This window comes from Aurantiacibacter spongiae, from assembly GCF_003815535.1.
In the GTDB taxonomy this organism is placed as follows: domain Bacteria; phylum Pseudomonadota; class Alphaproteobacteria; order Sphingomonadales; family Sphingomonadaceae; genus Alteraurantiacibacter; species Alteraurantiacibacter spongiae.
The window spans coordinates 2,543,055-2,557,678 of the sequence record NZ_RPFZ01000001.1; the positions used below are offsets into that span (position 1 = coordinate 2,543,055).

The window sequence follows — 14,624 nt, forward strand, 5'->3', positions numbered from 1 at the left end:
CATGAACAGCCGCCGCGTAGCCGCCCTGCTCGCCACTTCCGCCCTCCTTTCGCTCGCCGCCTGCGACCGCGCCAATCCCCCTTCCGAAAAGCTCGAACGCGCGGCCGAGGAAATGGTCACGGGCGAGCCCGCGGCCGAACCGGTCGAGGTGCTGAAGGGCCCCCTCGCGCCGCGCAACGACTGCACCGACCTGCCCGGCGCGCCCGCCTTCCTCGCCGCGCTGCGAACCGCGGTGGAAGAACGCGATGCCGACGCGCTCGCCTCGCTGGCGGCGGACGATATCAAGCTCGACTTCGGCGGGGGCGCCGGCATCGCCACCATGCGACAGCGGCTGGCGGCCGACGGCGGGCGGCTGTGGGGAGAGCTGGAGCGTATCCTCGATCTGGGCTGCGCCGCAAAGGGCGACGATTCGATCACCATGCCGTGGTACTTCGCGCAGGAAACGGACGCGGATCCAGCCACCTCGATGCTGGTGATGGGTCAGGATGTCCCGATGTATCAGGGGCCGGACGAACGATCCGCGGTGATTGCGCGCATATCGTGGGACAGGGCGACAATCGCATCGGGAAATCCCGGCGGCGGCGAATACCGCAGGGTCGAATGGACCGATCCGGAAAGCGGGGAGGACGTCAGCGGTTTCGTGCGTTCGGACCAATTGCGCTCGATGCTCGGCTATCGCCTGATGGCCGCCCGGCGCAACGATCGCTGGCGGATCGTCAACTTCCTCGCCGGCGACTGAGCGATCACACCTCCAGCGCCGCCAGCACCTCGTAGGACAGCACGGCGGCGGCAACCGCGGCGTTGAGACTATCGGCGCGGCCGCGCATGGGCATCGTCACGCGCAGGTCGCAGGCCGCTTCGTAATCCTCGGGCAGACCGCGCGATTCGTTGCCGACCAGTACGAAGCACGGCGCGGCGTAGGGCGCGCCGCGATAGGGCACCGCATCGCGCAGCGACGCGGCGACGAGCTGGCCCTCGCCCCCGCGCAGCCAGTCGAGGAAATCGGGCCAGCGCGCCTGCGCTATCCCTTGCGTGAACACCGCCCCCATGCTGGCGCGCACCGCCTCCGCGCTGAACGGGTCGGCGCAGTCGTCGACCAGGATCAGTCCGCCCGCGCCCACCGCGTCGCCGGTACGCAGCATGGTGCCGAGATTGCCCGGATCGCGCAGGGCCTGCGCCACCAGCCAGATCGGCGCGGCACCGCGCCGGACCGCGGCCAGCGAAGTGTCGAACTCGGCAAAGACCCCGGCGACCGCCTGCGGATTGTCCTTGCCGGTGATCTTGGCGAGGATGTCGGGCGTGGTGACGACCACATCGCCGCCTTCCGCCGTCACAGCTTCTTCCAGCGAGGCGATCAGCGGATGGGCGTCGCGCGTGTCGGCCATCACCAGCATTTCGGGCACGCGCCCGCTTTCGTACGCGTCGGTCAGCAGGCGCAGACCTTCGGCGAGAAAGCGTCCCTCGCGCCGGCGATGCTTCTTGTCGCGCAGACTGCGCAGCCATTTCACGGTGGGATTGGAAAAGCCGGTGATCTCGCGGCGCATCGGTGGCCGCCCCGTCAGTCTTCGCCGAAGCCGCTCTCGACCAGGGCGACCAGCTCTCCCAGCCGATCCTCGGCGGCATCGCCCGAGACCTTGAGCGTCACCTCGTCCCCCTTGGCCGCGCCCAGCATCATCAGGCCGAGGATCGATCCGCCCGAGGCCTGCTGCCCGTCGCGCGCGACGGTGACGGTCGAGCCGTCCATGTCGGCGACCGCGGCGACGAACCTGGCGCTGGCGCGTGCGTGCAGGCCGCGCTTGTTGACGATCGTCACCTCGCGACTGGCTTCGCCCATCGCCCCGTTCTCCCTCAGGCTTCCTGTCCCAGGAACTCTGATGCCAGCGTGATGTAGGTCCGTCCAGCCTCGCGCGCCGCTTCCGCCGCGCGGGCGAGCGGCAATTCCTTGCGCGCGCCCGCCAGCCTGATCAGCATCGGCAGATTGATCCCGGCGATCACCTCGGTCTTGCCCTGTTCGAGGAGCGAGATCGCGAGGTTGGAAGGCGTTCCGCCGAACAGGTCCGTCAGCATGATGGCGCCGCGCCCGGTATCGACGGCGGCGATGGCGTCGGCAATTTCCTGCCGCCGCACCTCCATGTCGTCGCTGGGACCGATGCAGATCGTGGCGACGCCGTCCTGCTGACCGACCACGTGCTCCATCGCGGAGACGAATTCCTCGGCCAGCCGGCCGTGGGTGACGAGAATGAGTCCGATCATGAAATGCGGCAGTACTTCGTGCGACGGGGGATTTGCGACACGGGAGAGTGAACCTTGCTGGATGAAGCGATCATGACTGCTGGCCGCCCTCCACCAGTTCGGCGGCGCGCGAAGCCAGGTTGCGGTGCAGCACGGTGGGCGAAAAGCCTCCCTCGCGCAAGGCCCGGGCCAGTTTCTCCGCCGTGTAGACGGAGCGGTGTCTCCCCCCGGTACAGCCTATGGCGATGTTGACGTAGGTCTTGCCCTGCTCCGCGTAGTGCGGCAGCAGTTCGAGCACGAGCGCGCGCATCTTGGCGAAGCTGGAGGCGAAGATCGCCGACTTCTCGATATGCTCGCCCACGGCCGCGTCCAGCCCGGTCAGTTCGCGAAGGCCCGGCACCCAGTGCGGATTGTCGAGATAGCGCATGTCGAACACCAGATCGGCCGTCGGCGGCTTGCCGCGCGCGAAGCCGAAGCTCGACACGGTGACGGTCATGGCGCGCGGGGCGGTCTGCGCGAACTGGTCGCGGATGGTCTGCTTGAGGTCGTTGACCGAGAATTCGCTGGTATCGATCAGCACGTCGGCCCAGGCGCGCAGAGGGGCGAGCAATTCGCGCTCCGCCGAGATGCCCGACATCACCGGCAGATCCTGCGCCAGGTAATGCCGCCGGCGCGTCTCGTTGAAGCGGCGCTCCAGCTCGTTGCCCGCGCAATCGAGGAACAGCGTGGTCAGCGAAACGGCATCGCCGTCGGTCAGCTGGCGCACCTGGTCCATCACGTCCTGGGGCACGAAGCCGCGCGTGCGGCAGTCGAAGCCGATGGCGAGCGGATGGTCCTGCGTCTCGCCGGTCAGCAACCGGTCGAGCAGGCGGATGGGGAAATTGTCGATCGATTCCCAGCCCAGATCCTCCAGCTCGCGAAGCGCGGTGGACTTGCCCGCGCCGAGCATTCCGGTGACCAGCAGGACGCGCTGGGGCGATTGGGCGGCATCGTCAGCCATCGCGCGTGCCCATGCGCGCATCGGCAGCAAATGTGAAGGGGCTCGTCTCAGGCAAGCCCGTGGCGGGACAGCGCCCACTCCGCGCGCAGGGCGAGGGCGGGCGCATCGGGGTAGAGCGCCAGCCGCGGGATCGCCACGCCCGCCACCTCGCAGATGTCCGCGCCGTCGGGCAGGCGGGGCGCGCTGTCGACGAGGTCGAGAACGATCGCGATCAGGGCGTCGGAAACGGGCACGCGAACGATGCCGACATTGCGGATTTCCAGGTGTCCTGCGATGCGCGGCGGGGGGGAGGCACGGACCGATCCGTCCACCCGCGAAAGGATCACGCCATCGTCGCCTACCAGTATCGCCCCGCGGTCGATCAGGGCGAGCGCGAGGCTCGACTTGCCGCTGCCCGGAGCGCCGCGGATCAGCACGCCGCGCCGTTCCAGGGCAACGCAGGTGACGTTGGCGACCAGACCCGCCTCCAGCCCCGCGCTCATATGGCCGGCAGGTCCAGCACCAGACAGGCTCCGCCCAGGCTGGAGTCGCAATCGCCGTCCGCCACGCGCAACGTTCCGTCATGCGCCTCCGCGATCGTTCGACCGATGGCGAGGCCGAGGCCGCTATGGTCGCCGAAATCCTCTTCCTCGGGGCGGTGGGAGTGGAAGCGGCGAAAGACCTTCTCGCGCTCGCCTTCGGGTATCCCCGGTCCCTCGTCGCACACGCTAGCCTGCACGCGGTCTTCCGGACTGGTCACGCGCACCACGATGCGCCCTCCCTCGGGAGAGAAGGAAATGGCGTTGTCGAGCAGGTTTTCCGCCACCCGCTCCAGCCGGATCGGCACGCCGGAAACCATCGCCGAGGCGTAGGCCCGTTCCATTTCTATGCGGCAGCCGCGGGTTTCGCCGCGATCCTGCTTGCGGGCGATGACGTTGGCGAACAGGTCCGCCAGTTCGACCGGCTGGAAGGTCGCCCGGCTCAGTTCCGCGTCGATGCGGCTCGCATCGGAGATCTCCGTCACCAGCCGGTCGATCCGGCGCACGTCGTGCGCGGCGATGTCGTTCAGCCTTTCGCGCAGATCCGGATCGTCCACCTTGCCCAGCGATTCGATGGCGCTGCGCAGCGAGGCGAGCGGGTTCTTGATCTCGTGCGCGACGTCGGCGGCGAACGTCTCGACCGCGTCGATGCGGTGGCGAAGGGCGCTGGTCATGTCGGATACCGAACGCGCGAGCAGGCCGATCTCGTCGGCGCGCTCGTCCATCCGCGGAACCTCCACCTCGCGCTCGCGCCCGAGCCGGACGCGCGATGCCGCCAGCACCAGGCGGCGCAGCGGCTGGATGATGGTGGAGGCGAGGTAGAGCGAAAGAATGATCGACACACCCAGCGCCAGCAGGATGATCGTCGTCAGGCTGCTGCGCGCGCTGCGGACGGCCTGGGTGATGTCGGTCGCGTTGCGCGTGGTCAGCAGGCTCGCCCCGTTGATGCCGACCGGCGCCGCGGCGTTGATGACGGGGGTGTTGTCGGGTGCGCGGCGCAGTTCGATCTGGGTCAGCCCCTGCTGCCGCACGCGGGCGAGTTCGGGCCAGCTATCGGCATTGGTATCGGCCGGCTCGGCATAAGGGGGCGGGGAGGGCGCGCCGACCGCTAGGTTCACGGCGTTGTCGGTCCACCGCGCGAGATCCTCGATGAACGGCTCTGCAACCGGATCGTCGAAGGTGAAGCTGGGCTCGTCGAGTTCGAAGCTGTCGGCCATCAGCGCGCCCGAGGCATCGTACATGCGCAGCCGCATGTGCTGTTCGCGGCCGATCTGGCTGAGCAGCGCGTTCTGCCGCTCCGCCGTCGCGCCGGCCAGCGCCTCGGCGGTGATCTGCGCCTCGATCCGGGCGAGCTTGAAGCGTTCGTCGAGCAGCTGCCGACGATAGGAATCGAGGAAGAACAGGCTGCCCGCCAGCACCAGCAGCGGGACCAGGTTCACCGCCAGGATGCGCGCGGTGAGCGAGCGGCCGAGGGGGAAGGCGAGCCGTTCCAGCCGGCTCGCATGGACGCCCTCCTCAGCCATCGGAGAAGCTGTAGCCTGCCCCGTACAAGGTTTCGATCGCGGAGAAGTCGTCATCCACCGCGCGGAACTTGCGGCGCAGGCGCTTGATGTGCGAATCGACCGTGCGATCATCCACGAACACGTCGTCGGGATAGGCCGCGTCCATCAGCTGATTGCGGCTCTTGATGACGCCGGGACGCTGGGCGAGCGCCTCCAGGATGAGGAACTCGGTCACGGTCAGCGAGACGTTGCGCCCATCCCACGTCACCTGGTGGCGCGCCGGGTCCATCGTCAGCCGTCCGCGCGCGATCAACTGGCCGCCGCCCGCCGCCGCCGCGCCGGGCTGATCGCCTTCCGCCAGGGGTGCGGCCCGCCGCAGGATCGCGCGAATGCGGGCGAGGAGAAGGCGCTGGCTGAACGGCTTGGCGATGTAATCGTCCGCCCCCATGGCCAGGCCCGCCTCCTCGTCCTCCTCCTGATCCTTGCTGGTCAGGAAGATCACCGGCAGGCTGGATTTCGCGCGCAGCTTCTGCAGCAGCTCCATCCCGTCCATGCGCGGCATCTTGATGTCGAACACGGCGAGGTCCGGGGGGTTGTCCTGCAACGCCGCCAGTGCCGCTTCCCCATCGGAATAGACGCGGGTGGCGAAACCTTCCGCCTGCAACGCGATCGACAAGGTGGTGAGGATGTTGCGATCGTCGTCCACCAGCGCGATGGTGCGCTGCCGTTCGAAGGGCGGGGCGGCGGCATCGTCCCCGGGGGTCTTGGTGGCCAGGGGGTCGTGCGGGGTGGATTGATCGGTCATGGGTTCCTCTAGCGTTGCGGCGGAGGTAACTTTTCGCGCGTCATCCGACAACGCCGCTGCGCCATTTGCCGCGGAAAAAGAGTCCCCCGTCGATTGATAACGCTAACATCTTGAGACCTCTTTACATTAGCCGTTTGCGCAAATTGACGCCGCAATTCCCGCTCACTATGCGCGAAGGGACGAATCCGCGCACGCATTCGTATGCGTCGCGGAATTCGCGACCTTTTTTCGTGCAAGGAGCCTGTCTTGTCCGCTTCGCTTTCCGTCCCGCTGGCCCGCCAGGGCATCGACACCGATGCCACGATACACGCCAACCTGGAAAGCGATGCGCTGGTCGATCATGCCCTGAAGAATGGCGAGGGCCGGCTGGCGAAGGACGGTCCGCTGGTCGTCGAGACGGGCGAGCATACCGGGCGCAGCGCCAACGACAAGTTCATCGTCCGCGATGCCCAGACCGAGGACACCGTGTGGTGGGGCAAGGTCAACGCCTCGATGACGCCCGAACACTTCGCCAATCTGAAGGCCGATTTCCTCGAAGCCGTGGCCGGCAAGGACACGCTCTACGTTGCCGACCTGTTCGGCGGTTCGCAGCCCGAGCACCGGGTGCGCGTGCGCGTGATCAACGAACTGGCCTGGCACAATCTGTTCATTCGCACGATGCTGGTCCGCCCGACCGCGGCGCAGCTGGACGGGTTCGATCCGGAATACACCATCATCGACCTGCCCAGCTTCCGCGCCGATCCCGCGCGTCACGGCACCCGCAGCGCCACGGTGATCGCGGTCAATCTTTCGGAAAAGCTGATCCTGATCGGTGGCACGAAATACGCCGGCGAGATGAAGAAGAGCGTGTTCGGCGTGCTCAACTACCTCCTCCCGCCCAAGGGCGTGATGCCGATGCACTGTTCGGCCAATATCGGTCCGGACGGCAAGACGGCGGTATTCTTCGGCCTGTCGGGCACTGGCAAGACGACGCTGTCCGCCGATGCCAGCCGCACGCTGATCGGGGATGACGAGCACGGCTGGTCGGACACTGCGGTCTTCAATTTCGAAGGCGGCTGCTACGCCAAGATGATCCGCCTCGATCCCGAGGCCGAACCGGAAATCTACGCGACGACGAAAATGCCGGGCACCGTGCTCGAAAACGTGGTGATGGACGAGAACGGCGAGCTCGATCTCGACGACAACTCGCTCGCGGAGAACACCCGCGGCGCCTATCCGCTGTCCGCCATTCCCAACACCAGCGAAGAGAACATGGGGCCGGTCCCCAGCAACGTCGTGATGCTGACCGCCGATGCGTTCGGCGTGCTGCCCCCGATTTCGCGGCTGACGCCCGACCAGGCGATGTATCACTTCCTGTCGGGCTACACCGCCAAGGTCGCCGGCACGGAAATCGGCGTGACCGAGCCGGAAGCGACCTTCTCCACCTGTTTCGGCGCACCGTTCATGCCGCGCCACCCGTCGGTCTACGGCAACCTGCTGAAGAAGCGCATCGCCGAAGGCAGCGCGCAATGCTGGCTGCTCAATACCGGGTGGACGGGCGGCAAGTACGGCACCGGCACCCGCATGCCGATCAAGGCCACCCGCGCCCTGCTCAACGCCGCGCTCGAAGGGCGGCTCGATGACGTGGAGTACCGCAAGGATCCCAATTTCGGCTTCGACGTGCCCGTTGCCGTTCCCGCGCTGGAGGACGCCGGCATCGACCAGACCATTCTCGACCCGCGGGAGACGTGGGCCGACAAGGACGAGTACGATCGCACCGCGCATCGGCTGGTGCAGCTGTTCGTCGACAATTTCGAACCCTTCGCGGCGCATGTCGACGAAGGCGTGCGCCAGGCCGCGCCGCAATCGGCCTAGGCCAGCGCGGTTCTACCAGTTGGAGAGGAGAGCCCCGCCCGGTTAACCCCGGAGCGGGGCCCGTTTCCTTCACCCGGCACCTTCCCCGACGCGGCGCGTTGATGGCGGCGAAGGAGATCAGTCCCATGAACCTGTCGCAAATGCTGCAAAACCAGGGCGTCATCGCCAGCATGGCGAACGAGCTGAACATCGACGAGCGCACCGCGCAGGCCGGAGCCAGCGCCCTGTTGCCCGCCCTCGTCGCGGGAATGGGCCGGCAGTCGGCCACGCCGGCGGGGCTGGGCGGGCTGGGCCAGATCCTCTCGGGCGGCGGCGCAGGTGGCGGATTGCTCGATGCGGTGCTGGGTCGCCAGCCGACGCCGCGGCAGCCGGGCAACGACATTCTGGGCGAGATTTTCGGCAGCAAGGATGTCAGCCGCGGCGTCGCGGAAGAAGCGGCCGGGTCGACGGGCATCAGTTCCGCCATCCTCAAGAAGATGCTGCCCATCCTGGCGATGGCAGTGATGGGCTACATGATGAACCAGAAGACCGCGCAGGGCGATGCGCCCGCGGGCGGCGGCGGGCTGGGCGGCGCGCTGGGCGGCCCGCTGGGCAACATACTCGGCCAGGCGGTCTCGGGGATGGGGCGGCGTTAACCTTCTGTCATGGTAAGAGGGCGCAGAGCAGCGATCGCCATGAACCGCCTGCTGCCCCTTGCCCTCCTGCTTCCGCTCGCCGCCGCCCTGCCTCTCGCCGCGCAGGAAACGGCACCGCCGGTCGCTGCGGCCGCGCCCGCCGAACCGACCTTCTACGATTTCGAGATCGTGGCGCGCTATCCGCACGATCCGGACGCCTACACGCAGGGCCTGCTGTGGCATGACGGCGCTCTTTACGAAAGCACCGGGCGCGAAGGGCAGTCCGAGATCCGCCGGGTCGACCTTGCCACCGGGGAGATCGAGGCCCGCCGGGCCATCCCCCCGGGCGAGTTCGGGGAAGGGCTGGCGCTGTGGAACGACACGCTCGTCAGCCTCACCTGGATGGACGGCACGGTGCACCGCTGGGACCGCGAGACGCTCGCCCCGCTGTCCAGCGACGCTTACAATTACGAAGGCTGGGGCCTCACCACCGACGGGGAGAGCCTGATCGCCTCCGACGGATCGCCGACCTTGCGTTTTCTCGATCCCGAAACCGGAACGCTGCGGCGCAAGATCGACGTCACCATTCGCGGGACGCCGCTGGGCCGGTTGAACGAGCTGGAGATGATGGACGGGCGCGTTTTCGCCAATGTCTGGCATACCGGGTTCATCGTCGGCATCGACCCGGGAACCGGCGTGGTGGACCGGGTTCTCGACCTGCGTCCGCTGGCCGAGGCCAATCCCAACGCGGACCGGGAAGGCGTGCTGAACGGCATCGCCTATGATCCTGCAGGCGACCGCCTGTTCGTGACCGGCAAGCTGTGGTCGAACCTCTACGAAATTCGCGTCACGCCCCGTCCGTCCCCGTAGGCGACAGGCGCCTCAGCCCGCCATCATTGCGAACACGCTGCCGAACAGGCCGAGGCCGAACAGCATCGCCGCGCCGCCGCGCGTGGCGATACGCTGCGCGCGGTTCTTCGAATGGGGGAGCATCACCAGCAGCATGAGGCCGAGGGCGAACAGGAGAATGAAAGCGGTAAGCATGGGCCGGGTCTCCGCCTCGTGACGAGGTGAAGGGAAAGTGGACCGCAATGCCTAACGCCAGTCTAACGGACATGGCTAACGCGGCGGCAGGGACGACGCCGCGCTGGTTTGCCGCCGTCCCCTCCGGTCCTCAGCCGCGTTCGATGTAGCGGGTGACGTTCTTGGCCAGCACGTCGAGCGGGGCATTGCCGCCCTCGACGACCGCCTGATCGAAATCGCGCAGGTCGTAGGCATCGCCCAGCGCCGCCATCGCCCGCTCGCGCTGGCGCAGGATTTCCAGCTTGCCGACCATGTATCCGCAGGCCTGGCCTGGCCAGCTGCAATAGCGGTCGACCTCGCTTTCGATCTGTTCGCGCTTGTTGCCGTTCTCCTCCATGAAGAAGCGGATCGCCTGCTCGCGGCTCCAACGCTTGTCAGGAGAATGGAGGCCGGTATCGACCACCAGCCGGCAGGCGCGGAAGGCCGCGTCCTGCAGGTATCCCAGCCGCCATGCCGGGTTGTCCGAATAGGCACCCAGTTCGTCCGCCAGTTGCTCGGCATAGAGCGCCCAGCCCTCGCTGAACGCGTTGAAGGCGAGGATCGAGCGAATGAGCGGGAGCTGGTTGGAATATTCGCCTTCCCACACGTGGCCGGGTATCGTCTCGTGGTGGACCAGCGTGGGCACGTCGTACTTGCGGTGCAGGTCCGTGGTGCGAAGGTTGATCCACATCTTGCCGGGAATGGTGCCGTCCTTGGACCCGGCCCCGCCATAGGCGGTCGGGGCGCCGGGTTCTTCGGAAACGGGCAGGCGGCGCACTTCGAGGTTGGCGTCCACCGTGCGGCGGAAGGCGCGCGGCATCTGCTCGCGTATCCAGGCGATGCGGTCCTGGATGAACGCCATGATCTCCGCCCGGCCCGGGTCGCCCTCGGCGAATTTGAAGCGCTGGTCGGTGGAAAGCTCCGTCATGCGCGAACCGACCGAACCGCTGGTATAGCCGATGTCGCGCAGGATCGGGTCCATCCGCGCATGGATGTCGCGCAGGGTGTCGAGCCCGAGCTGGTGTATCTCGTTCGCCGAAAGCGACGTGGTGGTGCTGGCCTTCAGCGCCCAGTCGTACCAGTCGTTGCCACCCGGCTGCGACCACATGCCCGGGTCGTTGTCGGCCACGCCCCGCTCGGTCCGCAACTCGGCCAGCTGGCGCTCCAGCATCGGGGCGATCTGCTGCGTCACGATCGGCGTGGCGCGGGCCGACCAGTCGCCCGCGATACCTTCCTGCGTCGTGCGCCGCACCAGCGATTCGACCAGCGAACCGCCGCTTCGCGCATCCTCGAGGGACGATTCCATCTGCGGGATGGCCTTGTCGAGCAGGAAGGCGGGCGGCACCACGCCCATCGCCCGCGCGGCGCGGATGCGGGTCAGTTCGCCTTCCAGCACGCCGGGGATTTCCTCCAGCCGGGCGATGTAGGCGTCCGCGTCGGCGGCATCCTTCACCGGATGGTCGCTATCCATGAAGCGCGGCAGGTCGATATAGGCGCCGACATTCTGGATGACGACGTAGGGCGCGTTGCGCCAGCCGCCCACCGCGACATCGCCATAGGGCTGCGCGAAGCCTTCGAGCGCGGTCGAATAGGCGCTTTCGACGACCTCGAAACTGGTGCGGGTCGAGGCGTCGAGCGTCTCCTTGGGGTAGGCGCGCGCGCGAGCCAGGTCGCGCTCCAGCGTCGCGGCTAAGGCGGCCCGGCCATCGGGCCCGGCAACGCCCAGTTCGCTCCGCAGATAGGCATGCTCCCCGGTATCGACGCCCAGCGACGTCGCGCGCGTGGGCTCCTTGTTCAGCAGGTTCCAGGCGATGTCGTCGAGCAGGGCCTCTCCGGTCGCGAAGCTGGCGGCGGGGCGGCTGCCGGCGGTGGTGGCGCAGCCGCCCAGCATGGTGGCGACGGTGGCGACGGACCCCCCGGCGAGCAGCGCGCGGCGGGAGAGGGCGAAGGGAAGAGCTTTGGTCATGACCCGGTTGGTTATCGCCGCAACCGGCGCGGGGCAAGCGGGCTGGCGGCACGAGCGCCCTCGCGCTAACGCAATGGCGCCGTGTTCGATTTCGTCATCTCGCTCGTCATCCTCGCCGCCGTCGCGCTTGCCGCGGGCGCGGTGTTCCTGTTCCGCCGGGGGGATCGGCGCCGCGCCGTCCTCATGGCGGTCCTGAGCATGGTCATGATCGCCAACGCGGTGATCTGGCTCGCTCCGATGGAGGGCGGCGGTTCGATGGCGGAGCGCGCCGCCGCCGCCGGGCAGTAGCACCTATTCCGGAATGCGCCAGGTGACCGAACCGGTATAGGTGCCCACCACCCGCTCGCCCGAGGCATCTCTCGCCGCATCGAAGCGCGCGCGGCGCTCGATCAGGCGGCAGGTATCCCGGTCGAGGCTGGCGTGGCCCGTGCCCGACACGATCTCGCATGCATCCACGCGCCCGTCGCTGCCGATGACCAGCCGATAGCGCGCGGTGCCTTCGTTGCCGCGGCGGATGTCGCTGGCGGAATAGTCGCTGTTGGTGATCCAGCCGGCGGGGCCGTTGCTCGGGCTGGGCGAGGTCGGGGTAAAGGTTGCCGTGGGCATTGGCGTGACGGCGGGCGCGGGCGGCGCGACCCGCACGGTCGGGCCAGGGTTCGGCATGGGAATGCGAACGGTCGGCTGCGGCAGGCTGGGCGTCGCCGGCACCACGTCGATGGGGTTCTTCACCACCAGATCGATCGGCGGCCTGGGCGCGGAAGGCGGCGGCGACACCGGCGGATCGACCATCGGGTCCGCCGCATCGGTCGGGGGCGGGGGCGGAGGCGGGTCTTGGGGCCTGGGGGTGAAGATCGCGGCGATCCCTTTATCCTCCTCCTCGATCACGCCGGTGATGGAGAGGCCGGTGACGACACCTGCCCCGATCAGCGCGTGGATGGCGACGACGCCGGCGATTCCCTTTGCGCGGTCGCGCGCGCCGGGACTGGCATTGCTATAGGACATGGTCTGGCTCCTCTCGTTGCGCCCGCCGTCCGGCGAGTCATGTTATACTGTAACGTAAGCGAAGCCGTGCGGGTTTGGCAAGTGCCATCGAAAAAGGGGCGGCAATCGCCGCCCCTTCGTATCGTCCCGGTATCGCCCGCGCGTCAGGTGATCGGACAGCTCGGATCGAGCCGGAAGTCGAGATAGTTGTCAACCGCCTTCATCAGTTCGTCCTGCTCGTTCTCGAAGAAATGGTTGGCGCGCGGGATTTCCTCGTGGTGGATGGTGATGTGCTTCTGCGTGCGCAGCTTGTCGACCAGCTTCTGCACTGCGGCGGGCTGCACGACGGTGTCCGCCGTGCCCTGGATGAAGATGCCGCTTGCCGGACACGGCGCCAGGAAGCTGAAATCGTAGAGGTTGGCGGGCGGAGCGATGGAGATGAAGCCGCGAATCTCGGGCCGCCGCATCAGCAGCTGCATCCCTATGAGCGCGCCGAAGCTGACGCCGCCGACCCAGGTCGTCTGCGCTTCGGGATGGATCGACTGCACCCAGTCCAGCGCCGATGCGGCATCGGACAATTCGCCCACGCCGTTGTCGAAGCTGCCCTGGCTGCGGCCGACGCCGCGAAAATTGAAGCGCAGCGTGGCGAAGCCGCGATTGACGAAGGTCTTGAACAGCGCCTGCGTCATGCGTTCGTTCATCGTGCCCCCGCTCTGACTATGCGGATGCAGGATCATGGCGACCGGCGCTCGCGGGCGCGGGGCGGGAGAGAAACGGCCTTCGAGACGGCCCTCGGGACCGGGAAAGATGACGTGCGGCATGGGCGTGGTGGCTCTGCGTTGATGTGGCGGGCGCGGGCGGGTGGCACAGCGCGGGTGCGCGGCTATATAGTGACCGTGCCGTTTTTCGCAATTGTTACATGAGCCTGACCTGAAACAGCGCCTCTATCTCGATCACGCCGCCACCACGCCGCTGCGCCCCGAAGCGCGGGCCGCGATGGAAGACGGCTTCGCCATCTGGGCCAATCCCAGCAGTCCCCATGCCGAGGGCCGCCGCGCGAAGGCCGCGCTGGAGGATGCGCGCGCTCGGTGCAAGGCGGCGCTGGGCTGGGAGGGGGAGCTGATCTTCACCTCCGGCGCGAGCGAGGCGGCGACGCTCGCCCTGCGCCATGCCAAAGCGGGCGCGCGACTGGTAAGCGCGGTGGAACACGATTGCATACTCGGCGCGGCGAAGGAGGCGGAGCGGTTGCCGGTCGGCGTGGATGGCGCGCTCGATCTCGAAATACTGGGCGAGGCGGTGCAGCGCGAGCGCCCCCTGGTGGCGGTGCAGCATGTCAATTCCGAAACCGGCAACCGGCAGGATCTGGAGGCGATCGTGCGTGTCGTTGATGATGCGGACGGACTGCTACTGGCCGACTGCGCGCAGAGCGCGGGCAAGGTGACGCTGCCGCCGTGCGACATGGCGATCATCTCGGCCCACAAGTTCGGCGGTACCGTCGGTATCGGCGCGCTGCTGCTGACAGACTTTTCCATCATCGAACCGGTCGGCGGTCACGAGCGCGGCTATCGCCGTGGTACCGAGAACCTGCCCGGCGCGCTGGGCATGGCAGCGGCGCTGGAAGCGGACGCCCCCTATCTGGGCAAGGACGTGCTCGCAGCACGCGAAAGGCTGGCGACGACGGTTCGCGAAGCGGGCGGCGTATGGTGGGCCGATCGCCTGTCCGACCCCACGCCGTTCGTGAACGCGCTCGCCCTGCCGAGCATGTCCGCCACCGCGCAGGTCATGCGTTTCGACATGGCGGGGTTCGCCGTGTCGCAGGGAAGCGCCTGTTCCAGCGGGACGATGAAGACCAGTCACGTGATGGAGGCAATGGGTGCGGACCGGGACGTCGCCGACAGGACCATCCGCGTCTCGCTGGGATGGAATACCACCCCCGGGGATATCGACGCCTTTGCGGAGGTCTGGCGCTCGTTTGCCTAGGCGGCCCTTTCCTATCGGGTCCCCCCATGCCTATGGGAAGCGGATGTTGACCCCTCGCTCTCCCGTTTTCGTCCGCTGCCGTGTCAATTTCACCGCAGCGGTGCAAACCC

Annotated in this window: 17 protein-coding genes; 6 read left to right on the forward strand and 11 right to left on the reverse strand. The window is 67.8% G+C overall.

From position 1 onward, the window contains the following. Window position 1 precedes the first annotated feature (1 nt). Complete coding sequence (locus tag EG799_RS12420) at window positions 2-739, forward strand: hypothetical protein (protein WP_123881737.1); 738 nt, start codon at window positions 2-4, stop codon at window positions 737-739. 4 nt (window positions 740-743) lie between these two features. Here EG799_RS12420 and EG799_RS12425 read toward each other — a convergent pair whose 3' ends face one another. The 7 genes from EG799_RS12425 to EG799_RS12455 all read right to left on the reverse strand — a co-directional run bounded on the left by EG799_RS12425 (window position 744) and on the right by EG799_RS12455 (window position 6,057). Continuing rightward, window positions 744-1,544, reverse strand: coding sequence for a TrmH family RNA methyltransferase (locus EG799_RS12425; protein WP_123881741.1), 801 nt, complete (start codon window positions 1,542-1,544; stop codon window positions 744-746). A 14-nt stretch (window positions 1,545-1,558) separates the two neighbouring features. Next, window positions 1,559-1,834, reverse strand: coding sequence for an HPr family phosphocarrier protein (locus EG799_RS12430; protein ID WP_123881745.1), 276 nt, complete (start codon window positions 1,832-1,834; stop codon window positions 1,559-1,561). A gap of 14 nt (window positions 1,835-1,848) precedes the next feature. Beyond that, the gene (locus EG799_RS12435; protein ID WP_123881748.1) at window positions 1,849-2,253 is read right to left on the reverse strand and encodes a PTS sugar transporter subunit IIA; all 405 of its coding nucleotides are present in this window, start codon (window positions 2,251-2,253) and stop codon (window positions 1,849-1,851) included. A gap of 70 nt (window positions 2,254-2,323) precedes the next feature. Beyond that, on the reverse strand, window positions 2,324-3,253 hold the full coding sequence (gene rapZ, locus EG799_RS12440) for an RNase adapter RapZ (protein ID WP_234029150.1): 930 nt from the start codon (window positions 3,251-3,253) through the stop codon (window positions 2,324-2,326). Between the two features lie 26 nt (window positions 3,254-3,279). After that, a complete protein-coding gene (locus tag EG799_RS12445) occupies window positions 3,280-3,714 on the reverse strand; it encodes an HPr kinase/phosphorylase (protein ID WP_123881751.1) in 435 nt (144 codons plus the stop codon). Next, a complete protein-coding gene (locus tag EG799_RS12450) occupies window positions 3,711-5,273 on the reverse strand; it encodes a stimulus-sensing domain-containing protein (RefSeq protein WP_123881754.1) in 1,563 nt (520 codons plus the stop codon). The genes EG799_RS12445 and EG799_RS12450 overlap by 4 nt, the downstream gene beginning before the upstream one ends. Next, window positions 5,266-6,057, reverse strand: coding sequence for a response regulator transcription factor (locus EG799_RS12455; RefSeq protein WP_123881757.1), 792 nt, complete (start codon window positions 6,055-6,057; stop codon window positions 5,266-5,268). Before EG799_RS12455 ends, EG799_RS12450 begins: the two co-directional genes overlap by 8 nt. 246 nt (window positions 6,058-6,303) lie before the next feature. On the opposite strand from EG799_RS12455, the gene EG799_RS12460 reads away from it, so the two are divergent. The 3 genes from EG799_RS12460 (at window position 6,304) to EG799_RS12470 (ending at window position 9,395) form a co-directional block, all read left to right on the forward strand. Continuing rightward, window positions 6,304-7,911: a phosphoenolpyruvate carboxykinase gene (locus tag EG799_RS12460; protein WP_234029151.1), complete on the forward strand. Its 1,608-nt coding sequence runs from the start codon at window positions 6,304-6,306 to the stop codon at window positions 7,909-7,911. A gap of 125 nt (window positions 7,912-8,036) precedes the next feature. Beyond that, entirely contained in the window at window positions 8,037-8,546 is a 510-nt protein-coding gene (locus tag EG799_RS12465; RefSeq protein ID WP_123881763.1) for a DUF937 domain-containing protein, read from the forward strand. 39 nt (window positions 8,547-8,585) lie between these two features. Continuing rightward, window positions 8,586-9,395: a glutaminyl-peptide cyclotransferase gene (locus EG799_RS12470; RefSeq protein WP_123881766.1), complete on the forward strand. Its 810-nt coding sequence runs from the start codon at window positions 8,586-8,588 to the stop codon at window positions 9,393-9,395. A 12-nt stretch (window positions 9,396-9,407) separates the two neighbouring features. On the opposite strand, the gene EG799_RS14045 is transcribed toward EG799_RS12470, so the two are convergent. Both EG799_RS14045 and EG799_RS12475 read right to left on the reverse strand, forming a co-directional pair. Then, window positions 9,408-9,569 (reverse strand): hypothetical protein, encoded by a 162-nt coding sequence (locus EG799_RS14045; protein ID WP_158611075.1) that lies wholly within the window; start codon window positions 9,567-9,569, stop codon window positions 9,408-9,410. Between the two features lie 130 nt (window positions 9,570-9,699). Continuing rightward, a complete protein-coding gene (locus EG799_RS12475; protein ID WP_123881768.1) occupies window positions 9,700-11,553 on the reverse strand; it encodes a DUF885 domain-containing protein in 1,854 nt (617 codons plus the stop codon). 81 nt (window positions 11,554-11,634) lie between these two features. On the opposite strand from EG799_RS12475, the gene EG799_RS12480 reads away from it, so the two are divergent. Continuing rightward, a complete protein-coding gene (locus EG799_RS12480) occupies window positions 11,635-11,841 on the forward strand; it encodes a hypothetical protein (RefSeq protein ID WP_123881771.1) in 207 nt (68 codons plus the stop codon). Window positions 11,842-11,844: 3 nt separating this feature from the next. Here the strand turns inward: EG799_RS12480 and EG799_RS12485 are convergent, their stop codons facing one another. Together EG799_RS12485 and EG799_RS12490 are read right to left on the reverse strand one after the other, a co-directional pair. Further along, on the reverse strand, window positions 11,845-12,555 hold the full coding sequence (locus EG799_RS12485; protein WP_123881773.1) for a TonB family protein: 711 nt from the start codon (window positions 12,553-12,555) through the stop codon (window positions 11,845-11,847). Between the two features lie 143 nt (window positions 12,556-12,698). Then, complete coding sequence (locus EG799_RS12490) at window positions 12,699-13,355, reverse strand: alpha/beta hydrolase (RefSeq protein WP_123881776.1); 657 nt, start codon at window positions 13,353-13,355, stop codon at window positions 12,699-12,701. A gap of 91 nt (window positions 13,356-13,446) precedes the next feature. Here EG799_RS12490 and EG799_RS12495 point away from each other — a divergent pair, with 91 nt between their 5' ends. Next, complete coding sequence (locus EG799_RS12495) at window positions 13,447-14,514, forward strand: cysteine desulfurase family protein (protein ID WP_267900638.1); 1,068 nt, start codon at window positions 13,447-13,449, stop codon at window positions 14,512-14,514. The last annotated feature ends 110 nt before the right edge of the window (window positions 14,515-14,624 follow it).

Excerpts from the sequence above, each read along its gene's own strand:
- EG799_RS12450 (WP_123881754.1), bottom strand. The coding sequence starts at position 5,273 with ATGGCTGAGGAGGGCGTCCATGCGAGCCGGCTGGAACGGCTCGCCTTC.
- EG799_RS14045 (WP_158611075.1), bottom strand. The coding sequence starts at position 9,569 with ATGCTTACCGCTTTCATTCTCCTGTTCGCCCTCGGCCTCATGCTGCTG.
- EG799_RS12435 (WP_123881748.1), bottom strand. The coding sequence starts at position 2,253 with ATGATCGGACTCATTCTCGTCACCCACGGCCGGCTGGCCGAGGAATTC.
- EG799_RS12430 (WP_123881745.1), bottom strand. The coding sequence starts at position 1,834 with ATGGGCGAAGCCAGTCGCGAGGTGACGATCGTCAACAAGCGCGGCCTG.
- EG799_RS12485 (WP_123881773.1), bottom strand. The coding sequence starts at position 12,555 with ATGTCCTATAGCAATGCCAGTCCCGGCGCGCGCGACCGCGCAAAGGGA.
- rapZ (WP_234029150.1), bottom strand. The coding sequence starts at position 3,253 with ATGCGCGCATGGGCACGCGCGATGGCTGACGATGCCGCCCAATCGCCC.
- EG799_RS12425 (WP_123881741.1), bottom strand. The coding sequence starts at position 1,544 with ATGCGCCGCGAGATCACCGGCTTTTCCAATCCCACCGTGAAATGGCTG.
- EG799_RS12475 (WP_123881768.1), bottom strand. The coding sequence starts at position 11,553 with ATGACCAAAGCTCTTCCCTTCGCCCTCTCCCGCCGCGCGCTGCTCGCC.
- EG799_RS12420 (WP_123881737.1), top strand. The coding sequence starts at position 2 with ATGAACAGCCGCCGCGTAGCCGCCCTGCTCGCCACTTCCGCCCTCCTT.
- EG799_RS12455 (WP_123881757.1), bottom strand. The coding sequence starts at position 6,057 with ATGACCGATCAATCCACCCCGCACGACCCCCTGGCCACCAAGACCCCC.
- EG799_RS12490 (WP_123881776.1), bottom strand. The coding sequence starts at position 13,355 with ATGCCGCACGTCATCTTTCCCGGTCCCGAGGGCCGTCTCGAAGGCCGT.
- EG799_RS12445 (WP_123881751.1), bottom strand. The coding sequence starts at position 3,714 with ATGAGCGCGGGGCTGGAGGCGGGTCTGGTCGCCAACGTCACCTGCGTT.
- EG799_RS12470 (WP_123881766.1), top strand. The coding sequence starts at position 8,586 with ATGAACCGCCTGCTGCCCCTTGCCCTCCTGCTTCCGCTCGCCGCCGCC.
- EG799_RS12465 (WP_123881763.1), top strand. The coding sequence starts at position 8,037 with ATGAACCTGTCGCAAATGCTGCAAAACCAGGGCGTCATCGCCAGCATG.